Below are 15936 nucleotides of genomic sequence, written 5' to 3' on the forward strand. Positions count from 1 at the left end.
TTTAGCCCTGCGTCCTACCAAAGCGTGGCTTGGCTCATCGCCTCGTGCATATTAAAAAGCTGCTTGTGCTCGGCCACATCGTGCGTCCTAATGATCTGCGCGCCGTTTTCGAAGGCTTTTAGATGCAGATAAAGTGAGCCTGGCAAGCGCTCCTTAACCTCGCTTTTATAGTAGTGATTTATGACTGATTTGCGGCTAGCGCCGACTAGCAGCGGGCAGCCAAATTTTAAAAAATGCTCCAAATGCTTAATAAGCAGTAAATTTTGCTCAGCCGTCTTGCCAAAGCCGATGCCCACATCAAGCACTATCTTTTTAGCGCCAAGCTCCCTAGCAAGGACAATCTTTTGCTCAAAAAAGTCTGAAATTTCGCCAATTAAGTCGTTATACTTTGGCGCAATCTGCATGGTGGCAGGGTCTCCTTGCATGTGCATCATGCAAAACTGGGCATCGTATTTTGCAGCAAGCGGGGCTAAATTTGCATTTGCTGTGATGTCATTTATCATCTTAAAGCCGTGGTTTAGCGCAAATTCTAAGCAATACTCATCAAAGCTATCAAGGCTAAATTTTGCCTTTTCGTGTAAATTTAGCCTATAAATTTCTTCAATGATATCTTTTATGCGCCTAAACTCCTCCTCACGGCCGCAATACTCGCTCCCTGGCCTTGAGCTAACGCCGCCAAGGTCGATGTAGTCTGCGCCTGCTTCTATCATGGCTTCGATTTTAGCTATGCCATTTTGCGTATTTATGCGGCTTTGCTCGTTAAAACTATCTGAATTTATATTTGCAACGCCCATTATAAGAGGCTTTGCTGGCTTTGTAAATTTTGTCTCTAAAAAAACTGCAAGCTTTTTAAGCCCAAAGTCTTGTAGCTTCTCTTTTTTAGCCAGCTCTTTAAGCTGCGCATCTGTCGCCATTAGCAAGGCTTTGTTTAGGCTCTCTCGCCCTAAAATAGTATCTTTGTGCGTCACAAGCTCAGCGCCGACACTTAGGGCGTCTTGCTTTAGGATATTTGCCGCTGGGGTCTTTATCTCATCGATAAAAATAAAATTTATCTCGCTCTTTTCACGCATGAGCTTCGCACCAGCCGGACTTGGCGAGACGGCCTTGCAAATTTCATTAAAGTCGCTTTTGTTATTTATCTTATAAAATTTCAACGTCGTCCTTTCTCAAAGATAGTAAGTAAAAGTGGTGTCAAAACGGCGTGAGACTTGGCGTTTAGATCGGCAAGCTTTATGAGCGAGAAAAAATACTCCATCTCCTCGCCGCTAAATTTATACCCACTATCAACCGCCTTTGTCACGATGGCTCCGACAAGCTCTTTTAGCTCGTTTTTGCCAAATTTTTGCGCCTGCTCCTCTACTATCTTTTGATCGATAAAGCTTGTTAGCTCTTTTAGGCTGAGCGATTTTAAATTTAGCTCCACACTCATTTTTGGCTTTTTGGTGAGCTTGTTTTCTATGAGCATCCTCGATCTTATCGTTGGTAGAAGTAAATTTTTACTCTGCGTTACTATTATAAATTTGATGTTTCTTGGGGGCTCTTCGATGATTTTTAAAAGTGCGTTTTGAGCCTCGGTGCGAAAAGACTTCGCCTCTATGACTAAAATTTTCTCATCTTTTTCAGCGATGTAGGCTTCTGCGATGACCTCTTTTGCATTTTCTAGCAAAAAATCATCGCTTATAAAAAATCTTAGATTATTTACGCCAAACTCGGCTTCAAGCTTGGCTTTTAAATTTTCAAAATCGCTTGTTATGACGATTTTATTAAGCATTTAGAGCATCACCTTTGCAAAGAGCACGGCGTCTATGCTCTTGTCAAAAAGTTTATATAAATTTAGAAGTTTGATATCTAAGTTTTCATCGCTCGAGCTTAGGGTGAAGCTGTTTTGCGCCTGCTCGTCAAAGAGCCACATATAGCTGTTTTCGTCAGTCTTGGCTAAATTTGCACGCTTATCTATACTCTTGCCGATGTAAAAAAATATGTAGCCATTTGGAAAGGCAAGACTTAGCATATCTTTTAAAAGCTGTTTTTGCTCGTTTGTCTCGATGCTGTCAAAGGCTGGATAGAGCGATCTTAGGCTAAAAAATGGCAAAAACGGACGCTCGCTTTTTGTGCGGTTGATGTTTCTTAAAAGATAGTTTTCAAACCACTCTCGCTCATCGTCGCAGATGACTATAAAAGCCTTGCTATCAAGCAAAAATTTAAGCCTAGATGCGAGTAGAGGCGTCCATTCGACGCGCTTCTCCTCCATCCAGCTCATATATCTTTCGCCTCTTATAGTCTCAAGCGTCCATTGGATAAAATCTTGCATTATTTATCTAACTTATACGCATCGTGAAGCACGCGAACTGCGAGCTCGCCATATTTTTGATCGACGATCATTGAAATTTTTATCTCACTTGTTGAGATCATCTGGATATTTATCCCCTCTTTTGCAAGCGTCTCAAATGCTAGACATGCTACGCCGCTGTGGCTCTTCATGCCTACGCCGATAACCGAGACTTTCACGATCGCATCGTCATACTCGACATGTTTTGCAGCTGAGAGCTTTTGCATAGTCTCTTTTGCTAGGTCAAGCTCGTTTTGTGGCACTGTAAAGCCTAAATTTGTCGTGCCGTCATGTCCTACGTTTTGGATGATCATATCTACATTTATATTTTGATGAGCTAGAGCTGTGAAAATTTCAGCTGCGATGCCAGGCTTATCGACTACGCCTCTTAAAGTTACTCTTGCTTGATTTTTATCTAGTGCTATACCGCTTACTAAAACCGCTTCCATATTATCTTCCTTTGCTATTAATGTACCTTCGTTGTGGTTAAAACTGCTTCTTGTGATTAGTTTGACATTTAGTTTTTTTGCTAGCTCGACTGAGCGATTTTGAAGCACTTTCGCCCCAGCAGAGGCAAGCTCAAGCATCTCGTCATAGCTTATCTTTTCTAGCTTTTTTGCCTTTTTTTCTATCCTTGGATCAGTCGTATAAACGCCATCAACGTCGGTAAAAATTTCACACAGATCAGCTTCAAGCGCACCAGCTAATGCAACCGCGCTAAGGTCGCTTCCACCTCTGCCAAGTGTCGTGATATCGCCTTTGTCGTCTATGCCTTGAAAACCGGCCACAACGACGATCCTGCCAGCTTTTAGCTCAGCTTTTAGCCTAGTGGTGTCTATCGTTTCTATCCTAGCTTTTGTATGCACATCATCAGTCATTATCCCAGCCATTGCTCCAGTTAGTCCTACGCACGCATAGCCTTTTGCATTAAGTGCAATCGTCAAAAGCGCGGTGGTTACTTGCTCCCCAGAGCTTAAAAGCATATCAGTAGCAACGCCGTCTGGGTGCTTTGAGAAATACTCACTATATTCAACCAATTGATTTGTAACTCCACTCATCGCAGAAACTACCACAACCACGTCAGCGCCGCTGTTTTTAGTCTCGATGACCCTGTTTGCCACAGCTTCGATGCGCTCAAGCGTGCCTACGCTAGTTCCGCCAAATTTTTGAACGATTAACATCAAAAATATCCTTTCTCTTTAAAATAACTCAAAACTTTGTCATAAATAGGCTTTTTGAAGTGATTTATCCCCTCTAAAGCCTTGTTGATATCTACAAATTTATACTCGCTAAACTCTGGATGCTCGGTCTTTAAATTTATGCTAGCACCATTTTTTAGCCTAACCAAAAAGTACTTTTGCGTCTGCCCATCAAATGGATAAAATCTCTTTGACGCATTTGCTGGAAAGTCGTAGCTAAGCCAATCAGGATACTCTTCTAAGAAGTCAAATTTATCAGTTCCGATCTCCTCTTTAAGCTCCCTTTTTAGTGCCTGCTTTGGGCTTTCGCCTTCGTCTATGCCGCCTTGAGGAAACTGCCAGATATCGTCCATATCAACCCTTTTTGCGACTAAAATTTCGCATTTAAAAGGGTAAGAGCTAGACAAAATGACAGCTGCTACATTTGGTCTATATTTTTTTTGCATGTCTTTTCCAAAAAATTTATTTGAGATGATAACGAAAAAGAGTTAAGAGATAGATAAATAAAAGTTAGTTTTTGCGCCGTTTGTAATAAATCGCACCTCCACTAAAAAGCAGTAAAACCACACCGCATGATGCTAGACAAAATATAAATTTACCAAGCTCACCAAAGATATATCCAGCGTGTAAGTCAAGCATAAATTTATAAATTTCAAACGACTTTGGCATAGCATTTTTTGAAATTTGCTCGCTTTTTGTATCGACTAAAAGCCTAGCACCATCTCTCTCGCTAGCACCTTTTGGCAGGTAAAAGAGCATAAATTTGACGCCGCCGCTATTTGCTATAAAATTTAAAGCCTCAAACTCATCTCCAAATTTAGAGATGAAAATTTCATAAGCTTTTTTAAGGTTTGCCACCTTTTGCTCGTCGCTTAAGCTAAAGCCATTTTTGTTTGTAAAATTTGGCTTTTTAAAGACCTTTTCTTCGCCACAAATTTGATTTATAACCTTAGCAAAGCTCTCGTAAGAAAAGTAAAGCCCACTAATGCAAATCACGCTTAAAACGGCGCCAAGATAGATACCCAAAAAGCCGTGTAATGAATACAAAAACGCAAATTTTCTTGCTTTTAAATTTAGCTTAAAAGCATCCCCCACCCTGCTTCTAAATCTCCAAAAATATATCACCGCCCCGCTTATCAAGATAAAAAGCAACGCAAGCGTAGAGAGTGCTACTAGCTCGCTTGCAAATTTACTCAAATTTTCATTTTTAAAAAGCGAAAGGGCTAAGTTTTTATGCAAATTTAAAACCAGCCCTATAAATTTCTCTGCGCTATTTTTGCCAGAAATTTCTCCAGTATAAGGATCTACAAAAAACGACTCAAACTCGCCGTTTTCACTAGTTCCGCTTATGACGTAAGCCTTGTTTGCCTCTGATTTTATCTTTAGGTAGCTAAGATTAAAATTTGGCTCGCTCTTGCTAAAAATTTTTAAAATTTCATCTATGTCTAAAGGCTTTTTACCAGCCACAACCTCATCTTTGCTAAAGATATCAATTATCTCATCGTGATACGAGATGATCGCCCCGCTAATGCCAAGCACAAGAAGCGGCAAGGCAAAGATAAAAGCCAAGATAAGATGAAATTTTTTCAAAATTTTTATCATTTTAAAACTTTAGATTAAAACCAAGCTCGATCTTTTGTCCGTCAGCTATCAAGATGTCGTATCTGCCAGATCTTGTCGTAAAGTACTCATTAAAGAGGTTATAAACGCTCAAATTTAGGCTGAAATTCTTTGTTACGTTGTAGTTTATGCCAAGATCGGCGATCACGTAAGGTCTGATGTCATCAGCATAGCTAAATGAGTTTTTAGTCCTACCATAATAATTTATCTGAGACCAGAAATTTAGCCATCTGTTTAGCTCGTAGTTCGCTCCAAATTTAAATGTATGAAGCGGATAGTTGTTTAAACTTTTGCCTATCTCCGCTCCATCTTTTTGTTTTGATTTTGTATAAACATAGCTTTGATTTAGCCTAAGAGCGTTTGTGACTTGCCATTCATTTGTTAGCTCAACTCCGTAAATTTCAGCCTTACCGACATTTACACTCTCCCAAATCCCACGGCGATAAATTTTGCCTTTATGCGCGCAAGGGTTGCCAGGTCTTGGAGTGCAGATACGCTCTGTGCCTAGCATATCTTTAAAGCTTGTGTAAAAGCCAGTTAGCGATGCTTCAAAGCCTTCATTGTCATTATAAACACCGCCAAATTCATAGCTCACGCTTGTCTCTGGCTTAAGATCACTTCTGCCAAGCTGTGCTCCAAGCCCTCCAGCAAATGGCATAGCAAGATCTTGCGTGCGTTGTTTGATGTCAGGTGTCGCATATCCTGTGCTAACTCCGCCTTTTAGGGCAAAAAAGTCGTTAAAGCTGTAGATACCATAAATTCTTGGCGAAACGTGCGAGCCATAGTTCTCGTCGTAGTTATAGCGAATGCCAGTGCTTAAGATAAACTCTTTTGTAAGGTGGTAGTCATCCTCGCCGTAAAGCGAAATGTCATATCTTTTTACATTTGCAGCGTCTGCTGTGGTAGCCTTTTCGTCAAGTTTTTCTTTTTTGGCGTTTAACCCTAAAGTAAAGGCGTTGTTATCAGTAAAATATGAACCTTTTGTATCAAAATTTAGTGTTTTTAGCGTCAAATTTTGTTGAGCGATCTCTTTTATCTTGCCGTAATAGAGGTAGCTTTGAAGCAAGATATCATCAAGCCTTGCTTCGTGGCTTAAATTTATCATATCGCCTTTTATGCGCTCAAGATCGACTGAGCTATTATTTGTGCCAGATGCTAAAGTTTTGCCTTTGCTTCTTTTATATTTCACGTCGCTTCTTGCAAGCTCGAGCGTGATGTCATTGTTTTCATTTGGCCTAAAAAAGAGCTTCGTGCCAAAATTTCTATCTTTTTGCTCTCTGTTTGCGTATGAGATTTTATCCTCTGACTTGTTCAAATTTTTGCCATAAACAGAAACACTTAAAACATCGTCTATTAGCCCAGAGTGTAGATAGAGACTGTTGTAAAACTCGCCGCTTATATTTTTATTTCTAGCAAATTTATAGCTTGAGCCAAGATTTGCACTAAATTCATTACTAAACTCATCTGTTATGATGTTTATCACACCGCCCAGTGCGTCACTGCCATAAAGCGAGCATAGGACCGCGTATCACTTCGATACGGCTTATCGCACTTGCTGGCGGGATGAAACTATATGAGCCTCCAACACTTCTTAGCCCCTTATAAGCGTTATCTCCTGGCACTGGCATGCCATTTACTAAAATTTTAGTAAATCTTGGAGAGAATCCGCGTATAGAAATTCCTCGTCTATTTGCCGCTTCGGGAGTCGTTCCAAAAAGGCTTGGCACGTCTTTTACCATGCTCTCAACGTCCTTGTGATTTCTCTTTTCTAGCGCATCTTGAGTGATGACGCTAAGCGTTGCAGGGGCGTCTTTTATGTTTTGCTCAAAGCCAGTTGCACTCACTACTTTAACCTCTGGCAGAACTTTATCTTCATTTGCAAAAAGCGGTAAATTTATAAAAACTGCCGTACAAATAGAAATTTTTAATATACTTCTCACAAAAAACTCCTTATTAAAATTTAAATCACATTTTACTAAAATAAAATAATCGTTATCAATATCAGACATAACGCTAGAGGGATTAAATTTAACGCTCAAGGGATAAAATGATAAATTTAGATAAAAGATATGGCATAAGTAAAATCTCACAAAGCAACAAGCGGATAAATGTAGAATTTTTTAAACAAAATAATGGCATCAGCTACCTAAAAAGCGAGATTTTATGCAACGATATCATAAAAAGAGAGAGCGAGGGAGATAGAAAATATCTATTTTTGATGTTTAATGAAGCAAAAGATAATCTTTGCTTCAAGCTTGATAAAAAAGAGTATCTTTTAAGCAGGGATGAGTTTTGCATAGGACTGGTAAATGACAGTTTAAAAGGCGTTTTTGAATATCAAAATAAATTTTATAAAACCAAAACCTTGCTTTTTGAAGAAAACTATGCAAATAAGCTTGAAATTTTTAGTGAGCTTAGACTTGAAGAGAAATTTGATCTTATAAAATACAAAAAAGATAAGGCTCAAATTTGCGTTTTAAATGAGCTTGAGACGACAAATTTATATGATGGCATGATGAGAGAAATTTTTATAGAGTCAAAAATTTTAGAGCTTATCTACAAGAGCAAAGCTTTAAAAGATGAGAAAATTTATTTTAGCAGTGACGAAGAAAAAGTGCTTTTAAAGGCTAAGAAAATCTTACTTACTCGCATGCAAAATCCCCCAAGCATCAAGGAGCTAGCGCATCTTTGCGGCACTAATGACTTTTGGCTTAAGAAAAATTTTAAACTCTTTTTCAAAGATACGATCTATCAGCTTTTAGCAAAAGAGCGGCTAAAGCTGGCATTTGCCCTTTTAAAGCAAAATGATATCAGCATAAAAGAGGCTGCCAGCATCGTTGGCTACACAAATGCAGCGCATTTTGCAAAAATTTTTAAAGGCACTTTTGGCTTTTTACCAAGCGAGCTAATAAGGCAAAAAAGCTACTTTTAAACTGCGCTAAATGCCAAATTTCTTATAATCGCCAAAATTTAAAAAAGAGAGAAATTTGCAAGTTTATATCCACGTGCCATTTTGCGAGAGCAAGTGTCCTTACTGCGCCTTTGGCTCAAGCGATGACGAATTTAGCAAGACTAGCGCCTACTTTAAAGCGCTTTGCCTTGATCTAAATTTCCAGCTAAAAAGCCAAAATGTAAAAGAAATTTCAACCATTTTTTTTGGAGGCGGCACACCAAGTGCGGTAAGTGCTAGGCTTTATGATGAAATTTTTAGCATTTTAGCTCCACTTTGCACGCCCAAAACTGAGATCACACTTGAAGCAAATCCAAATTCAGCAAATTTAGCCTGGCTAAAGCATGTAAAAAATTTAGGCGCAAACCGCATAAGCTTTGGCGCTCAAAGCTTTTTTGAAGATAAGCTTAAATTTCTAGGGCGCATACACAGCAGGGAGCAAATTTTTAAAGCAGTTGAAAATGCCCATGCAGCTGGCTTTAAGAGCATAAATTTAGACCTCATCTATGACACTAAATTTGATACCAAAAAGCGCCTTTTAGCTGAGACTGAAAATCTAAAAAGCCTTGCTATCACGCATCTAAGTGCCTACTCGCTCACACTTGAAGAAAATACCCCATTTGCTGGCAAAAAAAGCTATAAAAAGGGTAGCGACACTTTGTCTAAATTTATGATAGAGCAAATAGAGCAAGCTGGCTTTGGGCAATATGAAATTTCAAATTTTGGAGAAATTTGCAGGCACAATCTTGGCTACTGGCAAGGCAAAAACTACCTTGGCGTGGGGGCTTTTAGCGTGGGCTTTGTTGATGGCACCAGATACTACGCCAAAAACAGCATAGACGCCTATATCACGCAGCCAACACATAGAGAAAGAGAAATTTTAAGCCCAAGCGAGCTAGTAAGAGAGCATATATTTTTAGGGCTTAGAAGCATCGTAGGTGTAGAGGCTGGACGCTTAAATGAGGCACAGAAAAAAAGAGCAAATTTGCTTGTAGAAAATAAAAAACTACTCTTTAAAAATGGCAAATTTTACAACCCAAATTTCTTACTAAGCGATGAGATCGCACTCTTTATCGAGAGCTAAATTTATAAAAATTTGAGCAAAGTCAAGATAAAATACAAAGCTTAAATAAAATTTAACAGAGGCAAAAATGTTTGGAATGAGTTTTTCTGAGATCTTGGTCATCGCCGTGATCGCAGTGCTAGTTTTGGGCCCTGACAAGCTGCCAAGCGCTATGGTGCAGATCGCCAAATTTCTAAAGATGTTTAAAAAAGGCATAAACGACGCAAAATCAACATTTGATCAAGAGATGAAGATAGCCGAGCTAAAAGAGGACGCTCAAAAATATAAAGAGAGCATAACCCAAAGCGCTCAAAGCGTACGTAAAAAACTCACTTTTGAAGAGCTTGACGAGATCAAGAAAAGCGCAAGCGACGTCACTGAGAGCATACAAAACGTCGTGAGCGACACGAAAAAAACGGTAGAAAATATACAAAATCCAACAAATTTAGTTAAAGATGCGATCTTAAACGATAAAAAAGAGGCGTGATGTTTGAAGAGCTAAGACCCCATTTGATCGAACTTAGAAAGAGGCTTTTTATAAGCATAGTAAGCGTTTTTGTCTGTTTTGGCATCTGTTTTACATTTTGGAATCCACTGCTTGCATGGATGAGCGAGCCGCTAAAGCAGGTCTTGCCAGCTGGCTCAAACATCATCTTTACACAGATCCAAGAGCCATTTTTCACTGCGATGAAGGTCGCATTTTTTGCTGGCCTGGTGCTTGCTTTGCCTATCATTTTTTGGCAGTTTTGGCTATTTGTCGCACCTGGACTTTATGATAATGAAAAAAAATATGTGATCCCATTTGTCCTCTCTGCTTCATTTATGTTTGCGTGCGGGGCGGCGTTTTGCTACTATGTGGTCATCCCGCTTGGTTTTACATTTTTGGTAAATTTTGGCGGTCAGCTCTTTACGGCACTGCCAAGCATCGGCGAATACGTTGGCTTTTTTACAAAACTACTGATCGGCTTTGGAATTTCATTTGAGCTGCCAGTCATTACATTTTTCTTAGCAAAGATAGGACTTGTCGATGACAAGATGCTAAAAGATTATTTCAGATACGCAGTAGTCGTCATCTTTATCTTTGCAGCCATCGTCACACCGCCAGATGTTATAAGTCAAATTTTAATGGCACTGCCACTCATCGGACTTTATGGAATTTCAATAATAGTCGCCAAAAGAGCCGGCAAAAGCGACGACGATGAGCAAGATAGCGACACAAATAGCGACGCAGACGATGAGTGATATAAACGACATCTCAAGTTATGATTATTTTTTGCCTAGTGAGCTCATAGCAAAAGAGCCAGTTTTACCCAAAGAAGAGGCAAGATTGCTTGTTTATTTTAAAAAAACAAAAGAGATAAAACACTATAAATTTAAAGATCTAGCCAGCCTCATCCCAGAGGACGCGGCGGTCATTTTTAACAATACAAAGGTAGTTAAGGCCCGCATTTTAGGACATAAACAAAGTGGCGGAGCCTGCGAAGTGATGCTAAATCAACCGCTTAATTATAATAAATTTAGCGTCTATATAAGGGGCAGAGTAAGCGTTGGTAGCGTTTTAAATTTTGCTGATGATATAAAGGTAAATGTGCTTGAGCTAAACGATGATGGCTCAAGAGTGGTAAATTTCACCAAAAATGACGTTATTTTAGATACGGCGCAACTTTTTAGCGAGCTTGAAAAGATCGGTCATGTCCCGCTTCCGCCATATATCAAAAGGGCTGATACAAAGGACGATGAGAGCTGGTATCAAAGCATATTTGCCAAAAATAGCGGCGCAGTGGCAGCCCCAACAGCTAGTCTGCACTTTAGCGAGCAGATGCTAGAGAGAATAAAGGTAAAACACGAGGTCGCCTATATCACGCTTCACGTGGGCGCTGGGACATTTAAGGGCGTGGAGTGCCAAAATATAAATGACCACAAGATGCACTCAGAATTCTACGAGTTAAGCGAAAAAGCTCAAGAGATCATAAGCTCAAATAAGCCCATCCTTGGCGTTGGCACGACTGTGACTAGATGCGTTGAAGAGTTTGCTAGAAGCAAGCAGCCAAGCGGCTTTTGCAAGCTATTTTTAAATCTGAACAATAAACCTATCAGACAAAACTACCTTTTAACAAATTTTCACCTACCAAAATCAACACTGATAATGCTAGTTACTAGCTTCATAGGGCTTGAAGAGACGATGAGGGTTTATGAAACGGCGGTTAGCGAAAAGTATAGATTTTACTCATATGGCGATGGGATGCTTGTGATATGAAAAATGTCGATTTTGTCGCGCAAATGGAGCTTTTTTTAGAGGCACTTTTTAAGGACGCAACCACTAGAGATAACGCCATCGTCTTTAACTACAATCCAAACTACCCACGCTATCTAAGCTTTGAAGCACACAAGCTAATAGGCGCGATCAAAAATTTAAGCAAATTTTACCTAAATAGCGTTAGCAGCTCAAAATTGCTCATATCCTTTACTCTAGTAAGCTACAGCCTAAGTTTGGTGCATTTTGACATACATATAAGATGCACTTCATGCCCGCAAAAGCCAAATGAGAGGCTAGTAAAAGAAGCTGGCGAGCTACTAAAAGAGCTAAATGCCAAGATGAGCAAAGCAGAGGACGGCTTTAATATAAGCATAAGCGTGCCACTACCAAAAAGCGGGACATTTAAAAGGCAAAGCGTCGAGATAGCAAGCCTCTTAGGCAAAAATGCGATAATAGCTTGCGATGATGAAAATTTATTTTTAACGCTAAGTCATGAGCTAAGCTTTACAGGGCTAAAGCTCAGCAAGCAAAAGAGCTTTGAGAGTTTAAATTTACACATAAAAGATGCCATTTTTAAGCCAGACATCATCTTCGTGCAAAAGGAGTATCTAAGCGACAAAACAAGGCTTGATGAGATGCTAACTTATCAAAAGCTTAAGAATTTCTACATCGTCATCATCAGCAAGGATGAAGCCAAAAGCATCAAAAGCGAGAAGATGACTACGCTTAGACAGCCATTTACTAGCGATAGTTTGCACGAGACTTTAGGGGTAGTGGCTAGAAATTTATAAAATTTTTAGGTATCTCTTTAAGATAATGGCGGCTGAGACGCTATCAAGCCTGCCATCTCGCTTTGTGTTTGTGTAAATTTCACTTGCCTCGCTGCTGCTAAAGGCCTCATCTTGATAGACGATATTAGCCTGCACGTCAAGAAGCGAAACAAAATGCTCTATGCGCCTTCTCATCTCGTCTTCGCTACTACCACCGATTGGCACGCCTACCACTAACGTGTTTGGAGCGTATTCATTTACTTTTTGGCTCACATCTCTTGCGGCTTGGTTTCTGTTTTTTCTAAGAACTGGCTCAAGGGGCGTCACGACCTCGCCAAAGCCAAAAGCAAGCCCTATGCGCTTTAGTCCAACATCGATCGCCATAAATTTCTCTCTCATAGCGCGCTTTTTACTCTTAAATTTGAAATTTCAACTAGCCCATCAAGCTCGTACTCGTAGATGATCTCACCAAATTTAGACAATGCTTCATCAAGGCTAACTCCGTTTTTGCAAAATTTCAAGATCTCATCGCTTGTTTTTTCTTGCTCTTTTACCTCACCAAAAAGCGAGGCAAATTTAACGTAATCATCGATAAGCTCGGCCTTTTTGCTAGCTAGCAAGGCATTTGTCCCATTGCTCTCATTTATGCGCTGAGGCAGGACAAAGAGAGGGATTTTAAGCTCATTTGCAAGCCTTGCACTTTGCATAGAGCCACTTCTTAGATCAGCTTGTGCGACCACAAGAGCTTGCGCAAGCCCCACAACTATGCGGTTTCGCTCTAAAAATCTATAAGCGATCGGCGGCTCGCCCTCGTCATACTCGCTTAGAGCCAAGCCTTTTTCATAAATTTCTTTTATCGCTGCTTTATTTTGCGCTGGATAGATGATGTCAAGTCCATTTGCAAAAACACCGATAGTTCGTGGCATGGCAGCCTTGTGCGCCGTGATATCCACGCCGATAGCTCCACCACTTACCACGCAGACATTTGCACTTTTTAGCGCTGCACAAAGTGCCGTGACACACTCTTTTGTATAAACGCTTGCCTTTCTTGAGCCAACGACTGCTACTTTTGGCATGCTAAGAAGCGAGGTGTCACCTATGAAATTTAGCTCTTTTGGGGGATTTTTTAGCCTATTTAGCGCCTCTGGGATGATTTCAAGCTTCATAAAATATCTTTTAGATAAACAACTTCTACATCTTTTAAGATATTGTTTTTGCTAGCTTTTATCACTGCGATCGTGTTTTTCTTTGGATGCCCAATGGCGATCGCGTAGCCCCTCTTTTTGGCTAAATTTACAGCAGCCACAAGCTCACGCCTAACCGCATTAGCCGATGGATCATCATCTAAAAATATATCTCTTGAAATGTAAGGCTGATTATACTTTTTAGCAGCCCTTGCCACCGCAGTTTGAGCGATCGTCTTACTATCAACAAAGATGAATCCCTGCTCTATCAGCGCTCTATACGCCTTATCCATCGCGTCATAATCACTAGTAAATCGTGATCCCGTGTGGTTGTTTGTATATTTTGCGCGCGGGAAGTCTCTTCGTATCTTTTTTATCTTTTCATGCATACTCTCAAAGCTCTCATTTACCGTGAGCGTGCCTATCTCTGGACTATCAAAGTGCTTTGCTTGCATTGGCAGATGTATCATATAAAACTCAAACGTTCTAGCGATGTTTGGCGTATCTGGATGAGTTTTTGTCGCTGGGAAAATGGACGGTGTTATCTTTAGACCGATTGACTTCACCATGCTAGCGTGCTCAAATGTCGCCACATCATCGATTATTAGCACCAGCTTTGCACGCCCTTTTACGCTGCTATTTGGAGTAAATGGCACCACAGCGAAGTCATCTTTTTTCGCACTCTCTTTTTGCGGTTTTTCGCTGTAAATTTGCTTTTTATCTTTTTTACCAGGCTCGGTCTCGCTTTTTTTAACAGGTTCTGGTTTTAAATTTTCACTATGCTTTAAATTTTCTTTTATGCTTAAATTTGCTTCAGCGCTTTTGTTTTGTTCTGTCTTTGTCTCTGTTTTTGCCTCATTTTTGCCTGCATAAAATGGCTCGATTACTTGTTCGACCTTTTGCTCAGGCTTTTCTTCACTCTTTGCTTCAGAGCTTGCATCTACACTACTTTGCATATTTTTATATAAATTTGCAAGCAAATTTTTAGTATCGTTTTGCTCTTTTTTTGGCTCTTCTTTTTTAGTTTCTACTTTTACTTCAGTTTTTATCTCAGGAGTTATCTTTTTTTGCTCTTTTGGCTCAGTTTTTGGCTTTAGAGCAAGCTCACTTTTATGTTTAGGGTCGGTAAAAATTTTACTTAAATTTTCATCTTCATCAAATTTTAGAGGATATTTTCTCTTCTCATACTCTTGTTTTTTGTCTTTGCTAGCAACTTTTTGCTCAGCTTTTTTTGAAATTTGCTTCTCACTTTTTGGCTCATTTACCTTGCTTATCTGCTCAATATCTTTGTTTTTGATGCTAAGAGCTGCGATGAGTGCCACTATCAAAATAGCAGCGATGACGCCGATACCAAGTAAAATTTTATTATGAGAGCGACCTGCACTCTTTTTCGCAGGACGCTTCTTTGTAGTCTTTTTTTCGCTCAAGGCTTAGTTTTTGCTTTGATCTATAAGTTTGCCGTTAGTTATCCAAGGCATCATTGCGCGAAGTTTTTTACCAGTTTTATTTAACAAGCTTCTCTCGGCTATACCGCGCTCAGCATTCATTCTAACATATCCTGCTTTTCTCTCTAGGATGAAGTCTTTTGCAAATTTGCCATTTTGAATTTCTTTTAAAACTTCTTTCATGGCTTTTCTGCTCTCTTCGCCAACTACTCTTACGCCGCTTACGTAGTCGCCGTATTCAGCTGTGTTTGAGATAGAGTAGCGCATATCAGCCATGCCACCTTGATACATTAGATCAACGATTAGTTTTAGCTCGTGTAAGCACTCAAAATACGCCATCTCAGGCTCATATCCAGCCTCTACAAGTGTATCAAAGCCAGCATTTACAAGTGCGCAAAGACCACCGCAAAGCACAGCTTGCTCACCAAATAAATCTGTTTCAGTTTCATCTTTAAATGTTGTCTCAATGATGCCAGTTCTACCGCCACCTATGCCGCAAGCATAGCTTAGAGCGATCTCTTTAGCCTTTCCACTTGCATTTTGCTCAACAGCGATAAGATCAGGTATGCCGCCACCTCTTAAAAATTCGCTTCTAACTGTGTGTCCTGGAGCTTTTGGAGCGATCATGATGACATCTATGTTTGCTGGAGCTTTGATCTGTCCAAAATGAACGTTAAAACCATGTCCAAATGCGATAGCAGCGTGATCTTTTAAATTTGGCTCGATCTCATTTTTATAAATTTCAGCTTGAAGCTCGTCCGGTGTTAGGATCATAATCACGTCAGCACCTTTTGTAGCTTCACTTACAGTTTTTACTTCAAAGCCCTTTGCCTCAGCTTTTGCCCAGCTTTTGCCGCCTTTTACAAGACCGATTACGACACTTACACCATTGTCTCTTAAATTTTCAGCGTGTGCGTGACCTTGTGAGCCAAAGCCGATGATTGCTACTTTTCTACTCTGAATGAGGCTTAAATCGCAGTCTTTATCATAATAAACATTTATAGCCATTGTTTCTCCTATTGTTAAAATTTGGCGAAATTATACATTTTAGCAACAAAAACGTTGCTGAAAAAGAGCAAAAAAGTATCTTTAAGTTTTATGCTGCAGCTTTTTGCTATA

At 39.8% G+C, this 15936-nt stretch carries 16 protein-coding genes and 1 pseudogene; 6 read left to right on the forward strand and 11 right to left on the reverse strand.

The window, feature by feature from the left end:
• Positions 1 to 14 precede the first annotated feature (14 nt).
• From folP to F3G88_RS07620, 7 genes and pseudogenes are all read right to left on the reverse strand, one after another.
• Positions 15 to 1154, reverse strand: a complete 1140-nt coding sequence (gene folP, locus F3G88_RS07590) for a dihydropteroate synthase (protein WP_149715796.1) — start codon at positions 1152 to 1154, stop codon at positions 15 to 17.
• On the reverse strand, positions 1151 to 1771 hold the full coding sequence (locus tag F3G88_RS07595) for a DNA polymerase III subunit delta' (RefSeq protein WP_149715797.1): 621 nt from the start codon (positions 1769 to 1771) through the stop codon (positions 1151 to 1153). The genes folP and F3G88_RS07595 overlap by 4 nt, the downstream gene beginning before the upstream one ends.
• The gene (locus tag F3G88_RS07600; RefSeq protein ID WP_149715798.1) at positions 1772 to 2311 is read right to left on the reverse strand and encodes a HobA family DNA replication regulator; all 540 of its coding nucleotides are present in this window, start codon (positions 2309 to 2311) and stop codon (positions 1772 to 1774) included.
• Positions 2311 to 3510, reverse strand: a complete 1200-nt coding sequence (locus F3G88_RS07605) for an aspartate kinase (RefSeq protein ID WP_103559136.1) — start codon at positions 3508 to 3510, stop codon at positions 2311 to 2313. Before F3G88_RS07605 ends, F3G88_RS07600 begins: the two co-directional genes overlap by 1 nt.
• The gene (locus F3G88_RS07610; protein ID WP_021087786.1) at positions 3510 to 3974 is read right to left on the reverse strand and encodes an RNA pyrophosphohydrolase; all 465 of its coding nucleotides are present in this window, start codon (positions 3972 to 3974) and stop codon (positions 3510 to 3512) included. Before F3G88_RS07610 ends, F3G88_RS07605 begins: the two co-directional genes overlap by 1 nt.
• A gap of 64 nt (positions 3975 to 4038) precedes the next feature.
• Positions 4039 to 5130, reverse strand: a complete 1092-nt coding sequence (locus tag F3G88_RS07615; protein ID WP_149715799.1) for a PepSY-associated TM helix domain-containing protein — start codon at positions 5128 to 5130, stop codon at positions 4039 to 4041.
• Position 5131: 1 nt separating this feature from the next.
• Positions 5132 to 7088: pseudogene (locus F3G88_RS07620) on the reverse strand (TonB-dependent receptor domain-containing protein).
• Positions 7089 to 7195: 107 nt separating this feature from the next.
• Here F3G88_RS07620 and F3G88_RS07625 point away from each other — a divergent pair.
• From F3G88_RS07625 to F3G88_RS07655, 6 genes are all read left to right on the forward strand, one after another.
• Complete coding sequence (locus tag F3G88_RS07625) at positions 7196 to 8080, forward strand: helix-turn-helix domain-containing protein (protein ID WP_149715800.1); 885 nt, start codon at positions 7196 to 7198, stop codon at positions 8078 to 8080.
• A 55-nt stretch (positions 8081 to 8135) separates the two neighbouring features.
• On the forward strand, positions 8136 to 9182 hold the full coding sequence (gene hemW / locus F3G88_RS07630; RefSeq protein ID WP_149715801.1) for a radical SAM family heme chaperone HemW: 1047 nt from the start codon (positions 8136 to 8138) through the stop codon (positions 9180 to 9182).
• Between the two features lie 67 nt (positions 9183 to 9249).
• Entirely contained in the window at positions 9250 to 9648 is a 399-nt protein-coding gene (gene tatB, locus F3G88_RS07640) for a Sec-independent protein translocase protein TatB (RefSeq protein ID WP_012140063.1), read from the forward strand.
• Complete coding sequence (gene tatC, locus F3G88_RS07645; protein WP_021092305.1) at positions 9648 to 10403, forward strand: twin-arginine translocase subunit TatC; 756 nt, start codon at positions 9648 to 9650, stop codon at positions 10401 to 10403. Before tatB ends, tatC begins: the two co-directional genes overlap by 1 nt.
• The gene (gene queA, locus F3G88_RS07650; protein ID WP_103647737.1) at positions 10396 to 11418 is read left to right on the forward strand and encodes a tRNA preQ1(34) S-adenosylmethionine ribosyltransferase-isomerase QueA; all 1023 of its coding nucleotides are present in this window, start codon (positions 10396 to 10398) and stop codon (positions 11416 to 11418) included. Before tatC ends, queA begins: the two co-directional genes overlap by 8 nt.
• Positions 11415 to 12209, forward strand: a complete 795-nt coding sequence (locus F3G88_RS07655) for a hypothetical protein (RefSeq protein WP_149715803.1) — start codon at positions 11415 to 11417, stop codon at positions 12207 to 12209. Before queA ends, F3G88_RS07655 begins: the two co-directional genes overlap by 4 nt.
• Here the strand turns inward: F3G88_RS07655 and ruvX are convergent.
• The 4 genes from ruvX to ilvC are packed head-to-tail and all read right to left on the reverse strand — an operon-like array spanning position 12204 to position 15825.
• Positions 12204 to 12587, reverse strand: a complete 384-nt coding sequence (gene ruvX, locus F3G88_RS07660) for a Holliday junction resolvase RuvX (RefSeq protein WP_149715804.1) — start codon at positions 12585 to 12587, stop codon at positions 12204 to 12206. The two genes, F3G88_RS07655 and ruvX, sit on opposite strands and share 6 nt — an antisense overlap.
• Positions 12584 to 13354, reverse strand: a complete 771-nt coding sequence (gene dprA, locus F3G88_RS07665) for a DNA-processing protein DprA (RefSeq protein ID WP_149715805.1) — start codon at positions 13352 to 13354, stop codon at positions 12584 to 12586. The genes ruvX and dprA overlap by 4 nt, the downstream gene beginning before the upstream one ends.
• Complete coding sequence (locus F3G88_RS07670; protein WP_149715806.1) at positions 13351 to 14799, reverse strand: divergent polysaccharide deacetylase family protein; 1449 nt, start codon at positions 14797 to 14799, stop codon at positions 13351 to 13353. Before F3G88_RS07670 ends, dprA begins: the two co-directional genes overlap by 4 nt.
• Before the next feature lie 3 nt (positions 14800 to 14802).
• Positions 14803 to 15825 (reverse strand): ketol-acid reductoisomerase, encoded by a 1023-nt coding sequence (gene ilvC, locus F3G88_RS07675; protein WP_012140067.1) that lies wholly within the window; start codon positions 15823 to 15825, stop codon positions 14803 to 14805.
• Positions 15826 to 15936: the final 111 nt, after the last annotated feature.

The sequence above is a fragment of the Campylobacter concisus genome, assembly GCF_902460675.1.
Taxonomy (GTDB): domain Bacteria; phylum Campylobacterota; class Campylobacteria; order Campylobacterales; family Campylobacteraceae; genus Campylobacter_A; species Campylobacter_A concisus_AJ.